This window comes from Pseudoalteromonas sp. KAN5, from assembly GCF_022846535.1.
Taxonomy (GTDB): Bacteria; Pseudomonadota; Gammaproteobacteria; order Enterobacterales; family Alteromonadaceae; genus Pseudoalteromonas; species Pseudoalteromonas haloplanktis.
This window is the reverse complement of the sequence record NZ_AP025589.1, coordinates 1,083,357-1,108,886: the sequence shown is the minus strand read 5'-3', so window position 1 is coordinate 1,108,886 and position 25,530 is coordinate 1,083,357. Positions and strand designations below refer to the sequence as shown.

At 42.0% G+C, this 25,530-nt stretch carries 16 protein-coding genes; 5 read left to right on the top strand and 11 right to left on the bottom strand.

The window, feature by feature from the left end; all coding sequences use genetic code 11:
• Positions 1 to 26: 26 nt before the first annotated feature.
• Positions 27 to 1,076 (bottom strand): NAD(P)-dependent alcohol dehydrogenase, encoded by a 1,050-nt coding sequence (locus KAN5_RS04785; protein WP_244390615.1) that lies wholly within the window; start codon positions 1,074 to 1,076, stop codon positions 27 to 29.
• Between the two features lie 163 nt (positions 1,077 to 1,239).
• On the opposite strand from KAN5_RS04785, the gene KAN5_RS04780 reads away from it, so the two are divergent.
• The 4 genes from KAN5_RS04780 to KAN5_RS04765 all read left to right on the top strand — a co-directional run bounded on the left by KAN5_RS04780 (position 1,240) and on the right by KAN5_RS04765 (position 7,530).
• Positions 1,240 to 3,036, top strand: coding sequence for an ABC transporter ATP-binding protein/permease (locus tag KAN5_RS04780; RefSeq protein ID WP_244390614.1), 1,797 nt, complete (start codon positions 1,240 to 1,242; stop codon positions 3,034 to 3,036).
• Positions 3,037 to 3,188: 152 nt separating this feature from the next.
• Positions 3,189 to 5,267, top strand: a complete 2,079-nt coding sequence (locus tag KAN5_RS04775; protein WP_138553869.1) for a M13 family metallopeptidase — start codon at positions 3,189 to 3,191, stop codon at positions 5,265 to 5,267.
• 185 nt (positions 5,268 to 5,452) lie between these two features.
• Positions 5,453 to 6,166 (top strand): YebC/PmpR family DNA-binding transcriptional regulator, encoded by a 714-nt coding sequence (locus tag KAN5_RS04770; RefSeq protein WP_138553868.1) that lies wholly within the window; start codon positions 5,453 to 5,455, stop codon positions 6,164 to 6,166.
• A gap of 89 nt (positions 6,167 to 6,255) precedes the next feature.
• Positions 6,256 to 7,530: a leucine-rich repeat-containing protein kinase family protein gene (locus KAN5_RS04765; RefSeq protein WP_244390613.1), complete on the top strand. Its 1,275-nt coding sequence runs from the start codon at positions 6,256 to 6,258 to the stop codon at positions 7,528 to 7,530.
• 62 nt (positions 7,531 to 7,592) lie between these two features.
• On the opposite strand, the gene gap is transcribed toward KAN5_RS04765, so the two are convergent.
• The 5 genes from gap to glk form a co-directional block, all read right to left on the bottom strand.
• Positions 7,593 to 8,597: a type I glyceraldehyde-3-phosphate dehydrogenase gene (gene gap, locus KAN5_RS04760; RefSeq protein WP_016707348.1), complete on the bottom strand. Its 1,005-nt coding sequence runs from the start codon at positions 8,595 to 8,597 to the stop codon at positions 7,593 to 7,595.
• A 19-nt stretch (positions 8,598 to 8,616) separates the two neighbouring features.
• Positions 8,617 to 9,237, bottom strand: a complete 621-nt coding sequence (eda, locus tag KAN5_RS04755; RefSeq protein WP_016707349.1) for a bifunctional 4-hydroxy-2-oxoglutarate aldolase/2-dehydro-3-deoxy-phosphogluconate aldolase — start codon at positions 9,235 to 9,237, stop codon at positions 8,617 to 8,619.
• Between the two features lie 34 nt (positions 9,238 to 9,271).
• Positions 9,272 to 11,122 (bottom strand): phosphogluconate dehydratase, encoded by a 1,851-nt coding sequence (edd, locus tag KAN5_RS04750; RefSeq protein ID WP_029216030.1) that lies wholly within the window; start codon positions 11,120 to 11,122, stop codon positions 9,272 to 9,274.
• A 617-nt stretch (positions 11,123 to 11,739) separates the two neighbouring features.
• The gene (locus tag KAN5_RS04745) at positions 11,740 to 12,756 is read right to left on the bottom strand and encodes a LacI family DNA-binding transcriptional regulator (RefSeq protein WP_016707351.1); all 1,017 of its coding nucleotides are present in this window, start codon (positions 12,754 to 12,756) and stop codon (positions 11,740 to 11,742) included.
• 35 nt (positions 12,757 to 12,791) lie between these two features.
• Entirely contained in the window at positions 12,792 to 13,790 is a 999-nt protein-coding gene (glk, locus tag KAN5_RS04740; RefSeq protein ID WP_029216031.1) for a glucokinase, read from the bottom strand.
• A gap of 327 nt (positions 13,791 to 14,117) precedes the next feature.
• On the opposite strand from glk, the gene KAN5_RS04735 reads away from it, so the two are divergent.
• Positions 14,118 to 15,137, top strand: coding sequence for a LacI family DNA-binding transcriptional regulator (locus KAN5_RS04735; protein ID WP_138553866.1), 1,020 nt, complete (start codon positions 14,118 to 14,120; stop codon positions 15,135 to 15,137).
• A 111-nt stretch (positions 15,138 to 15,248) separates the two neighbouring features.
• Here KAN5_RS04735 and KAN5_RS04730 read toward each other — a convergent pair whose 3' ends face one another.
• From KAN5_RS04730 to recC, 5 genes are all read right to left on the bottom strand, one after another.
• Positions 15,249 to 16,013: a fumarylacetoacetate hydrolase family protein gene (locus KAN5_RS04730; protein WP_244390612.1), complete on the bottom strand. Its 765-nt coding sequence runs from the start codon at positions 16,011 to 16,013 to the stop codon at positions 15,249 to 15,251.
• 180 nt (positions 16,014 to 16,193) lie between these two features.
• Entirely contained in the window at positions 16,194 to 16,619 is a 426-nt protein-coding gene (locus tag KAN5_RS04725) for a hypothetical protein (protein ID WP_138553864.1), read from the bottom strand.
• A gap of 47 nt (positions 16,620 to 16,666) precedes the next feature.
• Entirely contained in the window at positions 16,667 to 18,592 is a 1,926-nt protein-coding gene (gene recD, locus KAN5_RS04720; RefSeq protein WP_244390611.1) for an exodeoxyribonuclease V subunit alpha, read from the bottom strand.
• Complete coding sequence (gene recB, locus KAN5_RS04715; RefSeq protein ID WP_244390610.1) at positions 18,589 to 22,164, bottom strand: exodeoxyribonuclease V subunit beta; 3,576 nt, start codon at positions 22,162 to 22,164, stop codon at positions 18,589 to 18,591. Before recB ends, recD begins: the two co-directional genes overlap by 4 nt.
• Positions 22,151 to 25,435, bottom strand: coding sequence for an exodeoxyribonuclease V subunit gamma (recC, locus tag KAN5_RS04710; RefSeq protein WP_244390930.1), 3,285 nt, complete (start codon positions 25,433 to 25,435; stop codon positions 22,151 to 22,153). Before recC ends, recB begins: the two co-directional genes overlap by 14 nt.
• Positions 25,436 to 25,530 lie beyond the last annotated feature (95 nt).

Sequence of the window (25,530 nt, the reverse complement as noted above, 5' to 3'; positions counted from 1 at the left end):
TGGTATAAAGCGGCACTATAGAGCTATTAAACGACTTCAAGTGATGACATGTCAATCACATAACGGTGAGATAGATCACCTTCTTTTAGACGTTCAAATGCTTGATTGATCTCATCCATTTTAATCATTTCAACTTCTGGAAGAATATTGTGTAGTGCACAGAAATCGAGAATTTCCTGCGTTTGCGCAATACCACCAATTAAAGAGCCTGCCACGCGGCGACGTCCCAATAATAGTGGCACTGAGCTGGATTCAGCCATATCACCCACTTGGCCAACTAACACTTGTGTGCCATCAATATCGAGCAAAGGCAAATAAGGGGTAAAGTCATGCTTAACGGGAATGGTATTAATGATTAAATCAAATTTATTTGCATGGGCATCCATGGCTTTTTGATCTTTAGAGATAAGTAAACCTTCAGCGCCATATTCAAGTGCTTGCTGTTTTTTGTCATCTGATCGACTAATAGCCGTCACATGCGCTCCCATCGCCACAGCAATTTTAATCGCCATATGGCCCAAGCCTCCTAAACCAATCACGGCAACACGACTACCAGGGCCAACATTCCAGGTGCGAAGCGGTGAATATGTGGTAATACCCGCACATAAAATTGGTGCACATTTAGCAAGATCCAATGATTTTGGTACGTTTAGAACAAACTCTTCGCGCACAACAATGTGTTTCGCGTAGCCACCTTTGGTTGATTCACCTGTAATACGATCTTTCCCTGAATAAGTACCAACCATGCCTTCGCGACAAAATTGCTCTTCGCCTTTATGGCATTGGTCGCATTCAAGACAGCTATCAACCATACAGCCAACTGCAACATTGTCACCAACTTGGTATTTAGTCACTTTACTGCCAATAGCAGTCACACGGCCTACGATCTCATGGCCTGGTAAAATGGGGTAACGAGTACCGCCCCAGTCATTATTTACAGTATGGAGATCTGAATGACACACCCCGCAATACAAGATTTCAATCGCAACGTCTTCACTGCGTAAATCGCGTCTTTCAAAATAAAATGGCGCTAATGGCGTGTTAGCTTCATGTGCCGCGTATCCGATAGTTTTCATCTGCTTTCCCTTCTGTGTTAAAAACTGAGTTTAATTAATTGTCTTAAGCTGTCTACACTGTACTATGTGCTGTTACAGTATAGTCCTAGATCCACACTGTTAAAGTTTATACTCTAGGCTACTAAAAAAAGTTTAATACAGACTTAATAGAGTTAGAGAAAATATGCGCGGTATGGGTAAACAAGAAGCAATAAAACATCATGATGCCATGAACTTAAAACAAAGTGTTAAAACGTTATGGCCATATTTAATGGTGTTCAAAGCGCGAGTCTTGTTAGCTGTGCTTGCATTGATTGCTGCAAAAGGCGCAACCTTGCTGATGCCATGGGCGCTAAAAGAAATCATTGATGCTGTTGATGGTAATCTACAAACCGTTCTCATGGTCCCCGTAACACTTTTACTGCTTTATGGCGGATTACGCTTTGCTGGGGTGTTTTTTGGCGAAGTACGCGATGCCTTATTTGGCCGTGTCACAGAGCACGCCATGCGGCATATTGGTCTTAAAGTATTTAAGCATTTACATGCACTTGAGCTGAGTTTTCATTTAAATAGACAAACTGGCGGGATTAGCCGTGATATTGAACGCGGAACGCAAGGCCTAAGCTTTTTAATGCGCTTTTTAATGTTTAATATTATCCCTACGCTATTAGAGATCTTAATTGTCGCGATTATATTCGCCACGCTTTTTTCTCCTTGGTTTGCGCTTGTCACCCTCATCGCGGTGATTATTTATATTGCCTTCACGGTCACTATTACTCAATGGCGCAATCGATTCATTCGTGAGGCAAACCAAGCGGATAACAACAGCAATAGTCGAGCAATCGACAGTTTGCTCAACTACGAAACCGTTAAATATTTTAATAATGAAACCCACGAAGCCAACAGTTATGACGCTTTTTTAGCTACTTGGGAACACGCACGATTGAAAAACCGCTTATCTTTATTAGCACTTAACTCAGGCCAGGCCTTGATCATTGCCGCAGCGATCACCGCATTAATGTGGTTAGGCACAGCAGATGTCGTAACAGGTGAGTTAAGCATCGGTGAGTTGGTTATGATCAATGCCTACATGATCCAGCTTTTCTTACCACTCAATTTTTTAGGCTTTGTATATCGAGAAATTCGCCGTGCCCTAACAGATCTTGAAAACATGCTCGGGCTATTAACCACAAAGCCACGGATCACAGATAAAGAAAATGCCCAGCCGCTTGCTATACAGCAAGGGAATATAGAGTTTAACAACGTTAATTTTAGCTACCACAGCTCGCGGGCTATTCTCAAGCAACTGAGTTTTACCATTAACGCCGGGAGCAAAGTCGCGGTGGTCGGTGCCAGTGGCGCAGGTAAAAGTACCCTTGCCCGCGTGTTATATCGTTTTTATGATATTGACAGTGGCAGTATTTGTATTGATGGCCAAGACGTGCGCGACATCACGCTACACAGCTTACGCCAAGCAATTGCCATCGTCCCACAAGACACCGTACTTTTTAATACTAGCATACGAGAAAATATCGCTTATGGTCGCCCTGGTGCCAGTGATGAAGAAATCGATAAAGCGATTAAGATGGCTCACTTAACTAAATTTATAAATAGCCTTGAGAAAGGCGATCAAACCCTTGTTGGCGAACGTGGCTTAAAAGTCTCTGGGGGTGAGAAACAACGTATCGCCATCGCGCGTGCCATTTTGAAGAAGTCACCAATCTTAATTTTTGACGAAGCAACCTCTGCGCTGGACTCTCATGCAGAACAAGCAATATTAAACGCCATGCGAGAAGTAGCCGCAAATCATACAAGTTTAGTGATTGCACACCGCTTATCAACAATAACCGATGCTGACAAAATCTTGGTTATGCAAGCAGGTCAACTCGTTGAACAAGGCAACCATCAACAACTGCTTGCTTTGCAAGGTGAATATGCGCGGATGTGGCAATTACAGCAAATGCAGTCAAACAATTGCTAAGTACGGCTGACTCAGTTAGTTTATTTATTAACACGGCTTTATCGGGTGATTAAGTTATTCACCTCAAAAGTTTGTCTCGCTTTCGGTTATCTATAACAATCAAAAGCTAGGTTATAAAAGTCTATGATAAAAATAACATTCAGGGTAATCCAATGAAAAAAACACTTATTGCAGCCACACTCGCTGCCACATTTTTAGCAGGCTGTTCTAAGCCTGAAACAACCGAAACCTCAGCCCCAAAAACAGCCGTTGAAACAACTACAGCCGCTGAACAACCAGAATTAGGTAGCTTTGGTGTAGATTTAACGGCGCGTAACGAAGCAATTAAACCTGGCGATGATTTTTTTATGTATGCCAGTGGCACATGGTATGACAACTACGTAATGCCTGCGGACAAAACACGCTATGGTGCTTTTTCTGGGTTAGCAGAGCGCAGTGAAGAGCGTGTTAAAGAAATCATTGAAGAAATAGCGGCACGTGATGATTTAAATGCTGAAGAGCAGCTAATCGCTGACTTTTACAACGCTTATATGGATACCGAAACACTTAATAAATTAGGTATCACACCTATTAAACCATTGTTGACTGAAATCAATGACGTATCATCAACGGATGATCTTACTAAGCTGTTTGGTCAAGCGTGGCTGAGTGGTGTTAACTCTCCTATTGGCGGTGGCATGTGGTTTAACCGTCTTGATCCAAATAAATATGAAATGTCACTGGGCGCTGGCGGTTTAGGCTTACCAGATCGCTCTTACTACTTAGAAGATTCTGAGCGTTTTGAAAAAACCCGTAGCGCATATGTTGCACACATTGCACAAATGCTTGAATTAGCCGGTGTCGATAATACCACCGAACGTGCACAGGCGATCTTAGCCCTTGAAACTAAAATTGCAGAAGGTCATTGGCCACGTGAAAAACGCCGTAACCGCGACCTAACATTAAACCAAGTTAAGCGCAGTGAGCTGAGCGAAGCATACCCAGACTTTAATTGGGATCTGTACTTTGCGCAAACAGGTTATCAAGTGCCGCAGTTGAATGTGTCACAACCAGAGCCTATAAAAGCCATGATTGAACTTATCAATCAACAAGACCTAGCAGTATGGAAAGACTACTTAACCTATCACGCACTCAGTGGTAACGCAGAGTTACTTTCTGAAGAAGTATTCAATACTAATTTTGCGTTTTACGGTAAAGAACTTAACGGACAACAAGAGCCACGTCCTCGCTGGAAACGTGCTATTAGCCAAATGTCAGGTACCAACTCGTTAGGCTTTGCTATCGGTAAAGTGTATGTCGCACGTTACTTCCCAGAATCATCAAAACAGCAAATGTCCGAATTGGTTGAAAACCTACGTACAGCACTCGGTGAGCGTATTGATAACCTAGACTGGATGGGCGCAGAAACAAAAGTAAATGCGCGTGCTAAATTGGCCGCATTTGTGCCAAAAATCGGCTATCCAGATGTATGGCAATCATTTGACGGCTTAACAATTAGCGACAACGATTTAATGGGCAATATAAAAAACACCCGTGAGTTTTTCCAAGCAGACAGTGTTGCCAAAGAGCTTGAAAAAACGGATCGTAACCGTTGGGGTATGACACCACAACGCGTGAATGCGTACTACAATAGCTCATTTAACGAAATTGTGTTCCCTGCTGCTATCCTGCAACCACCATTTTTCGATCCAAATGCCGATCCAGCTGTTAATTATGGTGGCATAGGTGCTGTTATTGGTCATGAAATGGGCCATGGTTTTGATGATCAGGGCTCTAAATCAGATGCAAACGGTGTGCAACGCAACTGGTGGACTGACTCAGATCGTGCTGCATTTGAGGCCAAAGCCGATCAGCTCGCAGCCCAGTATAGCCAGTACGAGCCAATCCCAGGTAACTTCGTCAATGGCCGTAACAGCTTAGGTGAAAACATTGGTGATGTGGGCGGCCTAGCAATGGCATATCACGCTTATAAACTGAGCTTAAATGGTAAAGAAGCACCTGTAATTGATGGCCTAACAGGCGATCAGCGGTTCTTTTTAGCGTGGGCACAAGTATGGAAAGAAAAACGTACAGAGCAAAGTATGTTAAACCAACTACGTGGTGGTACACATGCGCCAGGTCGCTTTAGAGCACAAGCCCCTCGTAACCATGATGCATGGTATAAAGCATTTGATGTAAAACCAGGTGATAAGCTTTACTTGCCTGAAGAAGAGCGTGTGCGTATTTGGTAAGCACAACTTAACCTTTAATTAGCCCGCGCACGCGGGCTATATTGTTTTTATTTAAACAACCAGCACAGCAAAACCTTCTCTACTACTTACACACTTTAAATCAGACTAGCCCTGCCCCGCATTTACCTTTAGAATACGAGCCTACAAAATTTACACTTTTAAAATATATTTAAGGCGAAACGCAGATGGGAAGAGCTTACCAAAACAAAAAAGATTCAATGGCTAAAACTGCGGGTGCTAAAACTAAAGTTTACTCAAAGTACGGTAAAGAAATTTATATTTGTGCCAAAAACGGTGGTGTTGATCCAGATGGCAATCTCGCACTACGTCGTTTAATCGAAAGAGCTAAAAAAGACCAAGTTCCCGCTCACGTTATTGAGCGCGCTATCGACAAAGCCAAAGGCGGCGGTGGCGAAGATTACTCAGCGACTCGCTACGAAGGTTACGGCCCGGGTAACTGCATGATCATCGTAGATTGCTTAACTGATAACAACAAACGCACCTTTGCTGATGTGCGTGTATGTTTTACCAAAGCAAATGCTAAGATTGGCGCACAAAATTCGGTATCGCACTTATTTGATCATCTTGCGATTTTTGTTTTTGACGGTGATGACGACGAAACCGTGCTTGAAGCACTGATGATGGCGGATGTTGATGTCACTGATGTAGAAGTAGAAGACGGTAAAGTGACCGTTTTTGCTCCACATACTGAATATAACAACGCTCGTACTGCGCTAGAAGAAATGGGTATTAGTGAATTCCACGAAGACTTAATCGCATTCGTCCCCCAAGTAGAAGCACCACTTGAAGGTGAAGATGTAGAAGTAATGGAACGCTTTTTAGCGATGCTTGAAGATTGTGACGACGTACAAAACGTCTACCACAATGCACAATTTTAATTCCATACTATAAAGTGATCATCAAGGCCATTAGATTGGCCTTTTTTATTTACTGAATATTAAACGACCTAAATAAATGGATTTGTATTTTGAATACCCTTGAACAGCTTCGCAGTGGTCAATTAGTTGGCGCTAAACGTTTGCAACTGGTTGCAGAATTAACGACTTTCCCCGACGAAATATTTACCCTAGCAGAGACTCTTGAAGTACTCGATTTATCAAACAATAAACTCACTGATTTACCCGATCAGTTTGCCTGTTTAACCAAATTAAAACGGGTATTTTTATCATTCAACCAGTTTCAGCATATTCCCCCTGTACTAGCAAAATGCCCAGCCCTGATCATGATCGCGTTTAAAGGTAATCAGATCAGCGAATTTGCAGAGCATAGCTTACCACTTACAACTCAATGGTTAATTTTAACTGACAACAAGCTTCAACAATTGCCTGAGTCTTTTGGTGAACTTACTCAACTACGTAAACTCGCTCTAGCAGGAAATCAGTTAACAACTCTGCCCCACAGCATGCAGCAGTGTCAGCAACTAGAACTCGTTCGCTTATCAGCAAATAACTTAACCCAAATTGATGACTGGCTGTTCGAACTCCCCGCGCTTACTTGGCTGGCGTTTGCCGGAAACGACTTTAATAAATCGCAATCACTGCAACATGGGGCAATAAAGCAAACAACGCTTAATGAGTTTGAACTCATAAGCCAAATTGGTGAAGGCGCATCGGGAATAATACACTTAGCAGATTGGCAGCAACATAAAGTAGCCGTTAAGCTTTTTAAAGGAGCGATTACCAGTGATGGTTATCCATTAGATGAAGTAAACTGTTGCTTGCAAGCTGGTGAGCACCCAAATCTTATCAAAGTGCTTGCGTATATCGATAACCCAGAACAACTAGGGCTGGTGATGGAGCTTATTAACCAAGATTACCAAAATCTTGGCTTACCGCCGTCACTTGAAACCTGCACTCGCGATACCTTTGCCGAACACACACAGTTCACCGCAGAGGCCATTAAACATATTGCAAAGCAGATGCTCAGCACCCTTGCCCACTTACATGCTAATAATGTCAGTCATGGTGATGTGTACGCTCACAACACTATGATAGATGCCCAGTACACTGTTTTATTTGGTGACTTTGGCGCAGCAACAAATTTGAACGCACTCACTGACTATCAGCGTTCACAAATGGAGTTGATAGAAGTAAGAGCTATAGGTTGTTTAATTGCTGATTTACTTACCCTATGCAAAGAATCTACCCCAGAAACGCATAAACTACAGCAAATTGCAGCGCAATCTATGAGTTTAGTAATGTCAGAGCGCCCTCGCTTAGCAACTTTGAACGTTAAGCTATAAAACGCAAAAAAGCCGCGATATTCGCGGCTTTGTTGGATAAAGCTAAACTTTTATAGGGTCAATTATAAATACTGACCGAGTGTTTTAACTTGGTCTAACATGCGGTTTGAGAAACCCCATTCGTTATCATACCAAGCCATCACTTTAACTAATTTGCCTTCAGCTTTAGTTTGCGTAGCATCAAAGATTGACGACGCTGGGTTATGATTAAAATCAATAGAAACAAGCGGAAGCTCATTGTACTCTAAGATCTCTTTCATTGAACCTTCAGCTGCGGCTTTCATTACTTCATTTATTTCAGCGGCTGTTGTGTCACGTTTAGTAATAAACGTAAAATCAACTAACGATACGTTAATTGTTGGAACGCGTACTGACATCCCGTCAAGCTTACCCGCAAGCTCAGGTAATACTAAGCCAACCGCTTTGGCTGCGCCTGTTTTAGTTGGGATCATAGACTGCGTAGCACTACGTGCACGGTATAGATCTGGGTGGTATACATCTGACAGGTTTTGGTCATTTGTATAAGCATGAATGGTTGTCATGCTGCCTTGCTCAATACCAACTGTATCATTAATTGCTTTTGCAATAGGTGCTAAACAGTTTGTAGTACATGATGCGTTAGAAATAATGTTGCTGTCGGCATTAAGTACATCATCATTTACACCATGAACTACGGTTGCATCTAAGTCGGTACCAGGTGCTGATACAATCACTTTTTTCGCACCCGCAGTAATGTGTTTTGCAGCATCTTCACGTTTTGTGAAAAAGCCCGTACATTCTAATACGATATCTACGTTTAACTCTTTCCATGGCAAGTTTGCAGGGTCACGCTCTTGCGTAAGAGTAATTACGTCATCACCGATAAGCATAGTGTTATCAGCAAGTGTTACTTTTTGCGAAAATTGACCATGCACAGAATCAAATTGAGTAAGGTGTGCATTTACATTCGCTGGCGCTAAGTCATTAATCGCAACGATTTTAATTTCATTGTTTTGCGCTGACTCATAAAGTGCACGTAATACGTTGCGACCGATACGGCCATAGCCATTAATTGCTACATTAATCATTTAAAAAACTCCCCTTTAATTATTTAATTTCACTTGCTTGGCGAGCAAGCGCTTCAATGGCTTGCCAGTCTTTGTTTTCAATAAGTTGTTTATCAAGCATCCAAGTACCACCGACACAAATCACATTGCTAAGCGCTAAGTAGCTCGGTGCAGTTGCTAAACTAATACCACCTGTTGGGCAAAACGTAACATGAGGTAATGGGCCACCAATTGATTTAAGCATTGCAGTACCGCCTGCAGCTTCTGCTGGAAAGAACTTTAAAAACTTAAAACCATGGCTTGCTAACTTCATCACTTCGCTCGGCGTTGCGGCACCTGGTAGAAATGGAATATCACTGTCTTTAGCTAGCGCTAAAAGCTCATCATTTACGCCCGGGCTGACCATAAAGTCAGCGCCTGCGGCAACCGATGCTTCAAAGCTTGCTTTATCAACCACTGTACCTGTGCCCACATACGCTTCTGGTACTTCCGCTTTCATCAGCTTGACCGCTTCTGCAGCAATGGGTGTACGTAATGTGATCTCAAGCGCTTTTAAGCCCCCGTTATAAAGTGCTCTAGCAAGTGGTGCTGCATCTTCTAATTTTTCAATCACCACTACTGGCACCACAGGTGCCGATGCTAAGATTTTTTCTATGCTCATTGTATGTCCTCATTACCCTGTGAATGGCTAATTATTATTCTATTCCAAACGCACTTGCGCCTAAATCTGCGCTACTAACAATGTTTCTAAATCCTGTAAACAACTCACGTCCAGTACCAAAGGTTAAACTTGGGACGCTCAGCTGTAATTCACGTTTTGCAAGCTCTTCATCGCTTACGTGTAGTTTTAAAATTCCCGCTGGTGCATCAAGTGTAACTAAATCACCTTCGTGAATTTTTGCGATAATGCCACCTTCAACGGCCTCTGGCGCTAAGTGAATTGCAGCAGGTACTTTACCTGATGCGCCAGACATACGGCCATCAGTCACAATTGCAACTTTAAAACCCTGATCTTGCAAGGTTGCCATAACTGGCGTTAATTTATGCAGCTCTGGCATGCCCTTCGCTTTCGGGCCTTGCTCTTTAAGTACAGCAATAAAGTCTTGGTTTAATTCACCGCGTGTATACGCTTCTTGTAGTGCACTTTGTGAACTAAATACTTTTGCCGGTGCTGATACTACTTGGTGCTCAATTGCAACTGCTGACACTTTAATAACAGCTTTACCTAAGTTACCTGTAAGTAGCTGTAAACCACCTTGTTTACTGAATGGGTTATCTACTGGACGCAGTACTTCTTCATCTAATGACTTTTCAGGACATGGCACCCATTTCACTTTGCTTGGACCATTTGAATCAGTCATGATCAAATTATTATCCGTGTCTAAACGTGGCTCTTGGGTGTATGCTTCAAGGCCTTCACCCACAATAGTTTTAACGTCATTGTGTAAGAAACCAGCACCAACAAGTTGCTTCATTAAGAAACCCATACCACCGGCAGCTTGGAAATGATTCACATCCGCTGAGCCATTTGGATAAATACGCGTCAGTAGTGGCACAACTTCTGATAAATCCGACATATCTTTCCATGTCAGCTCAATACCCGCCGCTTTAGCGATAGCAACCAAGTGAATAGCATGGTTTGTAGAGCCGCCTGTAGATAATAAACCGACCAAACCATTAATTATGGTTTTTTCAGTTACAACGTCAGCTAAACAATTCGCATCTTTTGTTTGAATAAGTTGCTTAAGCATGGTTTCTACCGCATTACCCGTTAGACCATCGCGTAATTCTGTATATGGATTGATAAACGAGCTACCTGGAAGGTGTAAGCCCATAATTTCCATTAACATTTGGTTTGAGTTAGCAGTTCCATAAAAAGTACATGTACCAGCACTGTGGTAAGACGCACTTTCAGCTTCTAACAATTCATCACGGCTTACTAAACCTTGTGCGAACTTTTGACGAATACGGGCTTTTTCTTTGTTAGGAATACCTGATTGCATCGGACCTGCTGGTAAAAACGCAACCGGTAGATGGCCAAATGATAAAGCGCCAATTAATAGGCCAGGGACAATTTTGTCACACACACCTAAGCAAAAAACACCATCAAATACATCGTGTGATAACGAAATTGCAGTGGACATAGCAATAACATCACGAGAAAAAAGTGATAATTCCATGCCATCACGGCCCTGAGTAACACCATCACACATCGCTGGCACACCACCAGCGACTTGTGCTGTTGCATCATATTTAGTGGCAAGGTCTTTAATTAAATCTGGATAATCTTTGTAAGGGACATGCGCAGAAAGCATATCATTGTATGAATTGATAATAGCTAGGTTAGGCTGTTCATCAGCCTTTAAACGTGCTTTATCATCACTGCTACAAGCAGCCATTACGTGAGCAATATTACCGCAACCTAAACCAGAACGAACTCTTGTTTGTTTTTTTGCATGATTCATGCGTTCTAAATAGGCTTGGCGAGTAGCTTTACTGCGTTCGATAACGCGTTCGGTGACTTCTTGAATACGAGGATGCAACATAAAATTCGACTCATCTCTATGGTTAGAGGATAAAGGCTCAGTAGCAAGCACATACTCCACGAATGAACTTGCACTGAGCATCTTTGATTTACCCGTTCAAAGGTATACGTTGTCAAGTTGTCTCTCACAATCAACCTGACACCGGTGTCACTGTATTAACGCACGACTGTGACACCGGTGTCAACCTTATCTTATAAATTTAGTTTAATTATTTTAAATGACCAAATAATGACCACCACTATTTTTTAACTCAGTGCACAATTTTTGTTCGCTATTTTTTTAAAAAAGCTTTAACAACCCACCTAGTATTAAACTAGTTCGTTAATATTAAAAGGTTTTACTTTCTTCTAGTACAAAGTAGCAGTGAATAAAATTGTTATACTCTTCGTGTTAAGTTACTGACCATTTAGCTCGCTAGAATGGTTAAATATTTAAGTCGATTGGTATATCTGTTTAGTCAAAAAATTTATGCCGCTAAGCAGAGCATACTAGGCTCAATAATGAATTAACCAAGAAATTTTTGCTGGGGCAAACTTAACATTAAAAACAGCTAAAAAAATGCCCGAGTAAGCGTCACTCAAACTCGGGCAACTGTGAAAATTGCTTCATTTACATATTTAAGGCTTTATTTGTGCGGTGGATTCACGGGTGATCAAACGCGCTTCTAGCGTCACTTGATAGGGCTGCTCTTGCGGTTCACTAATGTGCTCAATTAGTTTATTAACCGCTTGCTGAGTCATTTCTTCTACAGGTTGTGCAATAGTTGTCAGCCCAGGCCAAATATGGCGTGCAATTGGGGCATTATCAAAACCTGCTATCGAAATATCATCCGGTACTTTTAACTGCCGTTGTGTTGCCAATTTTAATACGGCAGCGGCCATGTAATCATTTGATGCAAATACTGCCGTAGGTCTTGGTGTTAGATCTAAGATGCTGCGTGCACTGTCTACACCTGAGTGATAACTAAAGTTACCTTCTTCAACCAAACGTTCATTAAATTCAATGCCATGGGTACTTAAAGCACGGCGATAACCTTTAAAACGCTGCTCTGTAGCACTGTGATCAGGGTGACCTTTAATAAACGCGATCGCCTTATGACCTAAGTTAATTAAGTGCTCGGTGATCTCAAAAGCCCCTTGCTCATCATTACTACGCACTGAAATCGACTCATCTTCAAGTACAGCAGACGCTACACGGGCATAAGGAATTTTTTTGCTTTTTAGAAAATCAACCAACACCTTAAAATCTGAAAACGGCGGGGTTAATACCAAACCATCAAGGCGAGAAGATTGCAGTAAATGTTCTATATTACTGATCAACGCATCACCACGTAGATCACATGGGTGGATCAACAAGTTATAGTTGTTTTCTTGGCACGCAGCCAGTGCACCTGTTTGCACCCGAGTGATATAACTTTTACTCGGGTTATCGTAAATACAGCCAATTATAAAACTACGATTTTGTGCTAAACCGCGAGCAATAGGGTTAGGAGTATAATCGAGCTCTTTAAACACTTTGAGCACTTTTTCGCGAGTTGCATCACTTACATTGGGTTCATTATTTAAAACACGCGATACGGTTTTTTTAGACACCCCAGCATAGCTTGCAACACTATTTATAGTAACTTTCTTCATCCAACCTTCCCAATAACATCCCCTACAGCGATGTTTTATGACTGCCCATTAACGTGCAAGCAAGCCGCAGCACCAATAAGTGGAATATTATCTTGTATAACAAGCGTTACGGGTATTTGGCTCACATATTGCGACATGATCCCTTTTGCGTTAAAACGCTCAACAAAGCGGCTTGCAAGTAAACGATCTTGCATGCGCGGTAAAATACCGCCCCCAATATACACACCACCTAGCGCACCAAAGGCAACAGCAAGGTCCCCTGCTACGCTTCCTATCCAATCACAAAATTGGTTTAAGGTCGCATCACAAATACTGCATTCGCCATTATTAGCTAATTCGCTAATTTGTGCAGCCGTTAAATTTTGTGCTTCAACACCATTTACAGCAGCCATTGCTTGATATAAATGGACAATACCAGGGCCTGAAAACACAGTTTCCACCGATACATGGGGTAACTGTTTACGTAATTGCGCGATCAACTGAGTATCGAGTTCATTTACTGAAGCAAGCGTCATATGCCCTGCTTCGCAACTCAACACTGCGCTTGCCTGCGTTGTACGCACTAAACAAGCCGCACCAAAACCAGTGCCAGGGCCCATTACTGCAATATTCGCATCAGTATCTGCTTGTCCAGCTTTAACTGCAATGTTTTGTTGTGCGTCTAAATACGGCGCTGCATAGGCAAATGCAGCAAAGTCGTTGATCACTTCAAGTTGCGCTAAATCAAATTCAGCTTTAACCTCTGCAACGCTAAAATGCCAACCTAAATTAGTCAAATGTACTTGGCCAGCTTTGATTGGTCCTGCGACGGCTAGACACGCGCGACGAGGCTGAATATTATTAACTTGCGATAAATAATGCTGCAATGCTGCTTGCAATGAGCCAAAATTGGCACTTGGAAAAGTAATATTATGCTCAATAACAAATTGTTTTTTTTCTAAGTTAAAGGCAGTAATTAAAGCAAAACGAGCATTAGTGCCGCCAATGTCGGCCACTAAGATAGGATCGAATTGTGAATTTGGCTTGGAGTTCATCATGTTTTCTCTTTTGTCTAAGCGGTTTAGATACTTAGCTATAACCGAGCTTATTATTGTAATTTCAATGGTCTTGCCATCGTCATGAGATAAACTTTGAGCTATCACCCCAAAGCAGTTACTCTAGTAAAAAAATGCTGCCCAAATAAATGGGCAGCCAATACGTTTTGACAACAAAATGATAAAACGCCGACATTATGACACCGGTGTCAGGTTTGAATCAATAAAAATTTTAGATTACTGATAAATAGCTTGTAAAAATCAACAAATCAACGAAAATGGCACGAGTTATTTGCACTTTATTTACTTAAAGCAGTTAGGTTATCTATGAAAGGTAAAGCTACATCGTTTGACATCGCCCACTACGCAGGGGTATCGCAATCTACTGTTTCGCGCGCTTTGCGTAACAGTCCATTAGTTAATGAAGAAACTCGCAAACGTGTTTTTGAAGTAGCAAAACAACTTAATTACAAAGTTGATAAAAACGCCAGCAATTTACGCACTCAGCAAAGTAGTACTTTAGCTTTATTATTGTTTGAAGATCCCACTGCCGATGAATCACAAATCAACCCGTTCTTTTTGGCTATGCTTGGTAGTATTACTCGCGCATGTGCTACACAAGGGTATGATTTACTAGTTTCTTTTCAATCAACCAGCGCCGATTGGCAAGCAGATTACGAAGACAGCCACCGTGCCGACGGTATTATTTTGCTTGGGTATGGTGATTATGTAGATTACCAAGCCAAATTTAGTAGCCTAATAGAACAAAACACTAAGTTTGTATGTTGGGGAGCAAGTGTAGATAACCGTCCTGATCTCACGGTCAGTTGTGATAATTACGGCGGCGGTAAACTTGCTGCTGCCCATCTATTACGTGCAAATAGAAAAGACTGTGCCTTTATTGGTGATGCATCAGAACATAGTCCTGAGTTTTTTGCTCGTTATCAGGGGTTTAAAGATGAATTTAACCAGCACGGCATTACTCTAAGCGAACGTAAAATGGCTAATGCCATTTCAACTGAAGAATCAGGCTATCATGCTACACGTTCATTAATTGCCAACAACATTCATTTTAATTCATTATTTGCCGCAAGTGATTTAATTGCCATTGGCGCTATACGCGCACTCAAAGAAGCCGGGATCAAAGTACCTGATGACGTTCATGTGGTAGGCTTTGACAACATTGCAGTTGCCAGTTTTACTAATCCACCCTTGACCACAGTGCAACAAGATACAACGCTCGCAGGTCAAATGCTGGTTAATAATTTACTAAAATTAATTCGTGGTGAAATCGTTGAAAACACCCTACTTCCCCCCTCATTGATCATTCGCGGTTCAAGTGTATAACGTAAGAGAGTAACGGTTTTGCGTATACCCTAAGCCTTATGATTAGTCATATTGAGAATAATCATAAGGTCTTAGCAACTCGGCTCCATAAACCAATTTGTAGCGCATTCTCTAACGCGCTGTAAATGTAATGCTGTACTCGCCAAGCCCTGCATAGGAAATAACACAGCTGCTATCGGTATCTAAATCGATCACTCCACAGTACGAGCCGGTAATAAATACTTGTCCCGCTTTTATATCGATACCTAACTGTGCGAGGTAATTTACCGCCCAATAAACTGGTGCTTGTGCAAGACCTGAAGGGTGTTTGCCTGTTCGCGTATTACGGTGTTCATTTTGCTCAATCGTTAACTCAATCTGAGCGGCATCAAAAGCGTCTGCTTTATTGATCTCTGGGCCGATGACGATACCTTGGTTAAATAAGCCATCCGCTAACTTTTCGAAATGTGTTGGTTGATAATCATCTGAAAAGCGATTCTGAATCAATTCAAGTGCCATATGGGTTTTAGCTATCGCAGCGTCAACCTGTTCATGACTGTAGTTTTCAGTCGCCAATAAGTCTTGACCAAATACAAATGCGATCTCAGGCTCAACACGCGCTTTATTATTTTGCGTATATAATTCACACGTTTGTGTAAGTGCATGAGGTTTACTCAACAGCGGGGCTAAAATAATCGAACCATCATCAAGTGGTAATAAACACTTCCAGCCATACACTTGCTGATCATTAAGTGCGATCATTAATTTCTGTACAGCAAAGCTTTCTTCGCTGTCTTTCAATGCTAAGCCAGCTGGTAAATCTGATTTAGGTAAAGCAGAGTCACGTTGCACCATTAAATGACGCGCAATTGTTTGTAATTGAGTTGAATTATCCACATTATTCTCGATTTGAGCTTGTACCACAGTACCAAGCAATAAACTATTAGCTATAGTTTATACACGAAACGTAAAAGAGTGTTACACATAATTAAAACACACCTATGACATTTTCTGTTGCCTTATATTTAGAAGCTATAAAAATTTAATACTGCAGGCACTCAGACGGAAAATCTCATCTTATTTACTACGTTTGTCAAAACAGCCACTATAAATTAACTGGCAGAACACACCAATGGCGGCTCCTACAACTAACGCTTTAAAACCACCGAATAAATTGATCAACAGCCAATACCCTTGCTCTGGGCCTAATGAACCTTTTTGCATGATGTCAGCTAACATCATGTAGTTCCAACCTATGTGTAAAATAACAGTTACAATAAATGCACCAAGTACCAGCCAGTAAAATAAAGGCTCTATTGGTTTTTTTCTAGATTTAATATCCATGAAATAAAGTGCTATAAATGGCAGAAGTATCGGAATAGATAAAACCATGGCAGTACCAAAAGCACTGACAATTGTACTCCCAGTAATCACAAAAGCTATCACTACCATCATCATTGCAATTACAACACTACATAAAGCTGTTTTAGTAACAATCAACATAACATTCATCCTTGATTAAACGATACACTTTAAATTTTGCTTAAGGCTTACAACTGCACCAACCTCTCATACAACCCTGATGCGCGACTGACTGATTTACTCATTGCTGCAAGTAATACTTTTTTGTCGGCCACCAGCTCAAAAGTATTTTTGGCGCGGGTAATACCAGTGTAGACCAGTTGGCGGTTTATGCCTGCGGTCGCTTGGTTTGCCGGTGGTAATACCATGGCGGTGTAGTTAAATTCAGAGCCTTGAGATTTGTGTATAGTCATTACATACACTTTATCGTGAGCGGGCAATCGCGCTGGTGAAAACGCTCGTTCATTACCCTGCTCGTCTATAAACACGGCTTTTAGTTGCGCGTTTTCATCGAGCATTAAAATACCGATATCACCATTGAATAATTTTAGCTGGTAGTCGTTTTGCGCAACCATGATCGGCATACCCACATAATGGCGCTGATCAGCATTTAAGGCTATTAAGCCTTGTTGTGCAAGCTGCTTTTCAATACGGTGATTTAAATTATTTACACCATAATCACCTTCACGCACAGCCGCGAGTAATTGATAGCTGGCAAAGGCTTTATGTACAGCAGCACTTGGCGCATGCTGAGCAATTAATTGCAGATACTCGGCGTATTTATTAGCCGCACTTTGCACGAGCTTATCAAGAGGCTGGCTAACTAAGTCATAATCAAAAATCACGTCTTTAAATACGCCGTTATTTACCTCTTGCTCTACGTAATTGAGTTTACCGCTGTTATTGGTGTTTACCGCTTGCGCTAATTGACCAATACCACTCTTTGCATCAAAGCGATAACTGTGTTGTAAAAATGCAATGCAATCGGCAAGTTTAAAATCACTCGGGTTGTTTTGCAGTTTAGCTTCGCCATTAAAACACAGTTGATTCAGTTCAGCGCAGCGCTCAACAGAATAATGTGGTGTTTGACCAAGCGCTAACCCTTGGCAAAGGTCGCTCATTACACTGCCAGTATCTACCGAAGCAAGTTGGTCTTTATCGCCCAATAAAATAAGTCGTGCATGGGCTGGCAATGCTTCAATGAGCTTTGCCATCAAAGATAAATCCACCATGGAGGCTTCGTCGATAATCAACAAATCAACATGCAATGGGTTGGCAGTTGAGTGCCTAAATTTATTAGTAAAGGGCTTAACCCCGAGCAAACGATGAATCGTTTGCGCGCTTTGTGGTATCAAGGTTTTGATATGCTCGGGAATACTGGTGAGTTTGTCTTTTGCGCCCAGTATTGATTCACTCAAGCGTGCGGCGGCTTTTCCGGTTGGTGCCACCAGCTTAATACTCAAAGGAGCATATTGATAAAGTGACTGTAATATTGCTAATAATTTTGTCACTGTGGTGGTTTTACCTGTACCAGGGCCACCCGTGATCACACTAAACCCTTTAGTCGCCGCCATTGCACACGCGACTTTTTGCCAGTCGATGCTATCGGTTTGCTGATCTGGAAAATAATGCGCTAAGAGCTGCGTCAGTGCCTGATTATCAATCTTTACTGTTTGCTGACTCATCTGCAATAACCGCTGTGCAAGGGTATGCTCGTAACCAGCAAGGCGAGAAAAGTAGAGGCGATTATCGAATAACAATAAGGGTTTGTCAGCGCCAACACTGGCATGACTTTGCAAGCAAGTAACTGCCTGTTCGGTGCTAAAGCCATCACAGAATGGGCTTAAGCAATCGGGCACACTTAGCGTCAGTGGGCTAAATTCTGTTTGGCGTAAATTAAATGGATTTTGCCAATCAAGTTCGTTCAGTGTTAAGCAACTATGTTGGCTTTGCTGGGCATTACTGAGTAATAAAATTAAGTAAAAAACATCATCATGTTGTTGCTCACAGAGTAATTCAGCCAGTTTTATATCTACCATGCGCACACGGTTTTCACTGAGCAAATAATCCAGTAACGGCACTATAACAGGGCTAGTTGGTTGGGGAGTATTCATAACATGGTTCCTTCACTAAACAAGCCATCTAAGATCAGCACTTGCGCTGTGGTGAGCTTTTTAAAATACACGCCTTTGCCCTCACTCATGCCGCGTAAAAAAGTGTAATACACACCTCCTAAATGTTGCTCAATGCTGTAATTAGGAACTCGTTGTTTTAATAATCTATGCAGCGCCACAGTATAAATTAAATATTGTAAATGGTACTGATGACTACTCATTGCTTGCTCTAGTGAATCGCGCTCATAGTCACTCACTTGGCTTCCTAAGTAGTTTGATTTGTAATCTAAAATATAGTACTTATCTTGATAGCAAAATATTAAATCAACAAAGCCTTTCAGCAGGCCTTTTACATCATAAAAGTCCAACCGGCTTTGGTTAAAGTCAAACTCTTTAATTAATACCGCATTTAACTGCTTAGCTGATAGGTGAGTCAGTGGCAGGTTAAATTCCATCTCCACTAAACATTGCTGTGGGGTTAACACGCCAAGGCTCAAGCCATGCTCATTTAATGGGCAATTAAGAATATTGCGTACCCATTGCTCTGTGGTTGCTTGCCACTGCTCACTAATGTGGTATTTTTTTAAACTACGCTCAACCACAGCCGCTAAATTTTGCTCAGCATTCGTGGGGTGAGTTTCAGGTTGGGTAAAATCGAGTTGTTCAAAAATTTCATGTAAACAACTGCCTGGTTTTGCACCTTTAGGAAAGCTATATGGCGATAAGATTTCATCTTGCTGGGTGGCAAACTCGTCTTTTTCGTGATCTTCATCGCTACGACCAGGCTCTATATGATCAGTGTGCTTTTTAAAACTCAGCGCACTAAAGCTAGTCGCGCGCCAATTCCGCTCAATACGGGTATTAACCTGATTTACAGTGAGTATTTCACTGGTGTCAAGGCTGCTGGAAAATGTTAACACGCCCTGCTCACCCAGTTGTTCTGAGGTAAACTGCTGATATGCCATTGCAGCGTTTTCAGCACAAAAGGTCTGTAAATGCTCACGCCAAACTTGACTACTGGTAATATCTAAACCTGCAAATAATACATGCCCTAACGAGCTACTTTGTATTGCTAAGCGGCTGCTTTGTCCTTGGCCAAGGTTATACATACCAATGGCACAAAAATGCACGGCACGAGTGAGTGCAACATACAATAACCGTAAGTCTTCAGCTAAGCGCTCTTGTTGGGCTTTTTCGAGTGCCTCTTCACTTTTACTTAAATCATAAATCAGTTTGCCATCTTGATGATAAAGCGCGTCTTTGGTTTCACGAAAGCCACTGGCAAACGGCATAAACACCAACGGATACTCAAGTCCTTTTGAGGCATGCATAGTGACAATTTTAACTAAGTTAGCGTCACTTTCTAGGCGTACTTGCACCGCTTCACCATCTTGCTGGCTAACCTTTTGCGCAAACCAACGTAATAGACGCAGCGTGCCTTCAAGCTCAATTTGTTTTTGTTGTAATATTTCAGCTAAATGCCTGAAGTCGGTTAACCAACGTTCAACGTTATAGCCTAAGCCCTGCCACTTAGCACTGAGCTGATTATGGCTAAGTAACTGTTCCATCATCGCCATCGCACCTTGTTTGTGCCAAGTATCACTCAAGGTGGCAAAAAAGGTTAAATACTGTTGCCACTGAGTTTCGTCTTCATGCAAGGCATAAATAGCGTTATAACTGAGGCAAAATAGCGGTCCTGCTAAGACGCCACGCAGTAACGACTCGTCATATTGGCCGTGTAAAGCAGTTAAAAAGTTAAGCAAATGATGGCTTAACTCTTGATTAAATACACTGTCACGAGACAAATAAACGCTGGAAATATGCGCCTCGCTCAAGGCTTTTTTCATTATTTGAGCTTCAACACGATCCCGTACCAAAATACAAATATCAGCAGCAGTAATAGGTGTTGTGCCAATACAAGCACGCTCTTGGCCAGCGTGCTCCAACAAAATGACTATTTTATTAGCAAAATATTGTGCTAACTGTTGCTGGCCAAAGCCTTTACTGGTTGGTTTATTTTTTTCATCTGCATCAGTATCTACAAATACACAAAATTCAAATGCAGTAGCGGGCTTACCATCAAGTAAAAAAGATTTATCGGCTTTTTTACCCTTTGCTGCAACTGGACTGAACGGTATGGCATCGTTATAAATAAAGCTATTGCCGTGTTTGGCAAATAGCTGGTTTACGCTTTGGACTACGTCGCTACTGGAGCGAAAGTTTGTGCCTAAGGTAAATTGCTGCTCTTTAACAACCGCTTGTTTTGCGCCGATGTAAGTAAAAATATCCGCGCCCCTAAAACCATAAATGGCCTGTTTTGGGTCGCCAATCATGGCAAGCGTGGTATTCTCTTGGCCATAAATCTTGCTAAAAATGCCGTACTGAATGGGATCCGTATCTTGAAACTCATCAATCATTGCCACCGGAAACAGCTGCGCTATTTTTTGCGCCAAGGTATCGCCTTGCTCGCTGTGCAGCGCACTGTGTAAATTGCTGAGTAAATCATCAGGGGTGATCACACTTTGCTCTTGTTTACGCTTAACAATGGCGGTTTTTACCCAACGTGCGGCATGTTGCACAATAGCAATACCTAAACCTTGGTTCACTACAGATGAAAGTCTTGCGAGTTCATCAAATTCGGCTATCAGCGGGTGAGTAAATAGCGGCTGATTTTTTTTATAATTGCTCGTATCGCTTAAGCTATCGCTACCCCACACTGCAAATGAGTATTTGCTAGTGCCAAACTCAAAAAAAGCTTCATCACCTACACAAAATTCTTCCAGCGCTTGTAAACTGCCTTTACGTGCCGGAGTTTTGGAGCCACTTAGCCCTGAGCTTTTTATGGCAGCAATAAACTCGCTTTCTAAACAGGCTTGTTTAAAGCCGGGGACTTTTGCTAAATATTGCTCGCGGGCTTGCCACACATCTTCTAACTTTATTTGTGGTGTGATCTGCGCATTACCTTTATTTAAAATACTCGCTACGTGTGAGAACAATTGTTCTGGCGCGGCGAACACATTTAATATGGCATCGGTTTTTTCTTTATCTAACGGGTATACAAACGCACGCCAAAAATCTTTAATGGTCTCAAGCAGAATATCCCGCTCATCGAGAATAAACTCTAAATTAAATGCCACACCAGATTCAAACGCATGCTGTTTAAGCATACGTTGACAAAAACCATGTATAGTAAAAATAGCCGCTTCATCCATGGATTTAGCCGCCGCGTCAAGTAAATCAAAAGCACGGTGTTTATCGTCAATTGCCGCAATTACACCGGTTATCAACTCATCTTCTGGCTCTTGACCAAGCAACGCATCACGGGCGGCAATAATACGGCTTCGCACCCTGTCTTTAATTTCTTGGGTGGCGGCATCGGTAAACGTTACCACCAATATTTGCTCAACACTCAGTGGTACATTGCCTGCGGCAGCGGGGTCGTCGGCCCTCTGCATACCAAGTAAATAACGTAAATATAAGCCCGTTATGGTATAAGTTTTACCAGTACCGGCACTGGCTTCAATCAGGCTTTGTCCCTTCAGTGGCATTGTGAGTGGGTTAAGCGCTTGCATAATCACTCTCCTTAGCGTGAGCAAATAATGGCGCAAGCAATTGCTCGCTCCACTTTATAAATTCGTCTTGGCAATCGGCCAACGACTGCACAGTTAAGCGAATATAAGGATCTTCCCCTTCACCACGGCCTATGTATTGCGGGCTAAATTTACTCATTGCTTTATTTATATCACCACCGCTTTTAATGTATTCATAACCACTAACCGGAAAAAACGCCACCGGTGCTTGTCGTAGCGCTTTATATAAAGCAAACCAGTCGGCGAGTAACGCATCTGCATCGGCTTTACTCAGTGGCGCAAAACTAATTTGTTTATCAAGGCCCAGTAGCAATGTTTCAACATTTTGCTGCATGCTTTGTGCTGCTAAGTGATAAATAAAACCTTTGATCAGATCGTTAGCTTTAATACTGGCACTGCGATAAAACACTTGTTTTTGCATATACACATGGTTTAACCAACCTTCAATTTGAGTCTGCTCAAGGGTTAACTTAACCTCAATTGGCTCACTTATGCCGCCTTTAATATGCTCTTTTACTTGCCCTGCCAATGCGTCAACACGGTGTTGCATACTGTCGTAAATAATGTCGCCCACATTGGCTTGCGGTAAATCGCCGCGTTGGAGTATTTGTGCTGTGCTAAGCGGTTGTTCATTAATATTTGCTTGCAGTATTTCATCAAGGTAAAAGTAACGCTTGAGTGCATCTACACTAAATGGCTCTTCATCTTTGGCCACTTCATTAAATTGCGGTAAGCGCAAGCCTAAACTTTGTTGATAAAAGCTTTCTTGCGCATGGCACACACTGCGAATAAACACATCAAGATCAAGTTGCTCTGGCGCACGAACATCAAGCGCAGTGACAGGTTCTGGCATTATTGGCGCAGCAGGTAGCCAAATTGGGTTGTAACTGTGATTACTTTGCAAATTGTGATCTGGCTCTGCTTTATAGTAATGGCTATTAAAGGGTTGTAAATGCTGGTGGTTTATTAAACTTTGCGGTAACTTTTTATCGCTTTGTTCAGCGTATTCAAAGCTACGACCAATGTATTCTAATAACTCACTCACCAAGGTTGATGGCATGCGCGGTTGATTGTCAAAACACGATCGGCCTATGTAGCTCATATATAAATTATCGCGAGCACTGAGCAGCGCCTCTAAAAACAAGTAACGATCATCGAGTTTGCGTGATCGGTCACCTTTTTGCTTTTTAGAATACGGCACTAAATCAAAACCAATCGGTTGTACGGTGCGTGGGTAGTCAGCATCATTAAGACCAAGCATACACACCACTTTAAAAGGCACAGCACGCATTGGCATTAAGGTACAAAAATTAACCTGCCCCACTAAAAAACGCTGCCCTACGCCTTTTTCTTGAATACCTTGTTTAACCAAATAACTAACAATGCGCTGCGATACGGCTTGGCTGTAATCGCCATTATCATGATGCTTTTTCAGCTCATCCAACACATTTTGCAGTACTAATAAATCCCAACTATCGTCGCTGTCACTTTCATAAATTTCGCTTAACAAATTAGCCAAAATATCAGCTTTATTAGTCAACGTATCATCGGGGCTTAGTTGCTCTTTAAAGTTTTGTAATACATCAATAAAGTGTACTAGTTTATTAAGCGTATCAAGCGCCATACCTTCCACTTCATCGGCGCTGTAAACCCCTTTGTAAGGGCATTGTTCATCGCGCTGGGCAATGCCAAGCAATAATCGGTTTAAACCATGTTGCCAAGTATTTAGCTCTATAGCGGGTAAATCAAAACTGTGTTTATGCTCAGCGTTAATGCCCCATTTAACACCAACACGTTCCAGCCAGTACTGAATTTGTTCGTACTCATGGGCCTCAACACTGAACTTTTCAGCTATTTGGCTCACTTGCAGTAAGTCGAGAATGTCTGACACACCAAAGCGCGAAAACGGCAAATTAGCCAGACTTGCAAACGAGCTAAGCACTGGTTTTTCTTGCTCTATGGCTAAATCAGCCAGCGCGTAAGGAATATTACGGCTACCTTGGGCACCGCCAAACACGGCTTCAATATAGGGGCTATAAGTGCCTACATCTGGCATCATGACAATAATGTCTTTTGGAGTGAGATCTTTATTTTGATGAAACAAATTGAGTAAATAGTCGTGCAGGCGCTCGACTTCTCGAAGTGGGGTATGGCAATCGCTGAGTGTTATACTGGTATCGTCACAACTGACTGGCAATTTACCTTCATCATTAATAAACCACGCTTTATCTTCAGTTAACGATTCACCTTTAAATGCCAACTGATAAATCTCGCTTTGAATTTGGCCAAGTAAAGTGTCGTCAAACTCATCAATAAAGCCATCAACCCAACTGGCGTCTAGCTGAACAAGTTGCTCAAAATAATCACGGCCAAGTTTACCCCACGATGATAACAGTGGATTACCAATAAAATAGTAATCTTGTTCCGGTTTAGATTGCGCCTCTAACAGCGGTTTTATCGCGTATTTAGCGGTGATCTTTGCTACGGTTTTTTCATCAACTACATCACCCCAGTAATGTTCGCTGGGGTTGAAAAAGAATAAATTAACGTCTGTTTTTCGACTCAAGGCTTCAAACACCTCGAGCTGCGAGTTGGCTATCGCAGAAATACCAAATAAATTGATGCGCTTGGGCAATAAATTCGCGTCCATTGACTCAAGTGCGCTGAGTAATTTTCCTTGCATATTAGCACGATGGAATTGACTCTGGCCGAGCCCTTTACTGTGTTCAACAATACGCCGCCACAGATCAGGCTGCCAAGCCGCTATGCTTATATCTACGTCAGCGAGTTTATCAACACCACTGTCCCAAGTTGCAATCCAGTGCGGTCGATACATTAAGTATTGATCGTACACATCAGCAATTTTTTCACACAGGGCAAAGGTTTTTTGCCCGTCTGTATCGCCTGCCAAATAAGTTTTTAGTGGCAAATACAGTGGCTCATCAATACAAGCTGGTAAAATGGCAAACAGTTTCCAAGCAAGGTTAGGTTTGTTAAACGCCGACTCTTTAGGCACATTAGGCAATAGCTGTTGATAAAGCTGCCAAATAAAGCTCGAAGGCAGTGGAAAGTCCACCTGTGCAGCAATACCGAGTTGTTCGCTCAAGCCTATTTTAAGCCACTGCGACATACCCGGCGATTGCACTAACACCACTTCTTTATCAAACACACTGGGTAAAGGATATTTATTTAACAGGTAATGAAACTGCGCTTGCAGGGCTTCCATTCGGTTTGATTGAATAATATTGAGCATGGCGACACTGTTCTTGCTTGAGATAGAACCAGTGTAAGATATTTTCAATTACAGGGGTAGCCAAAGTCGTTAATTGGCTTTAATAAATCAGATGC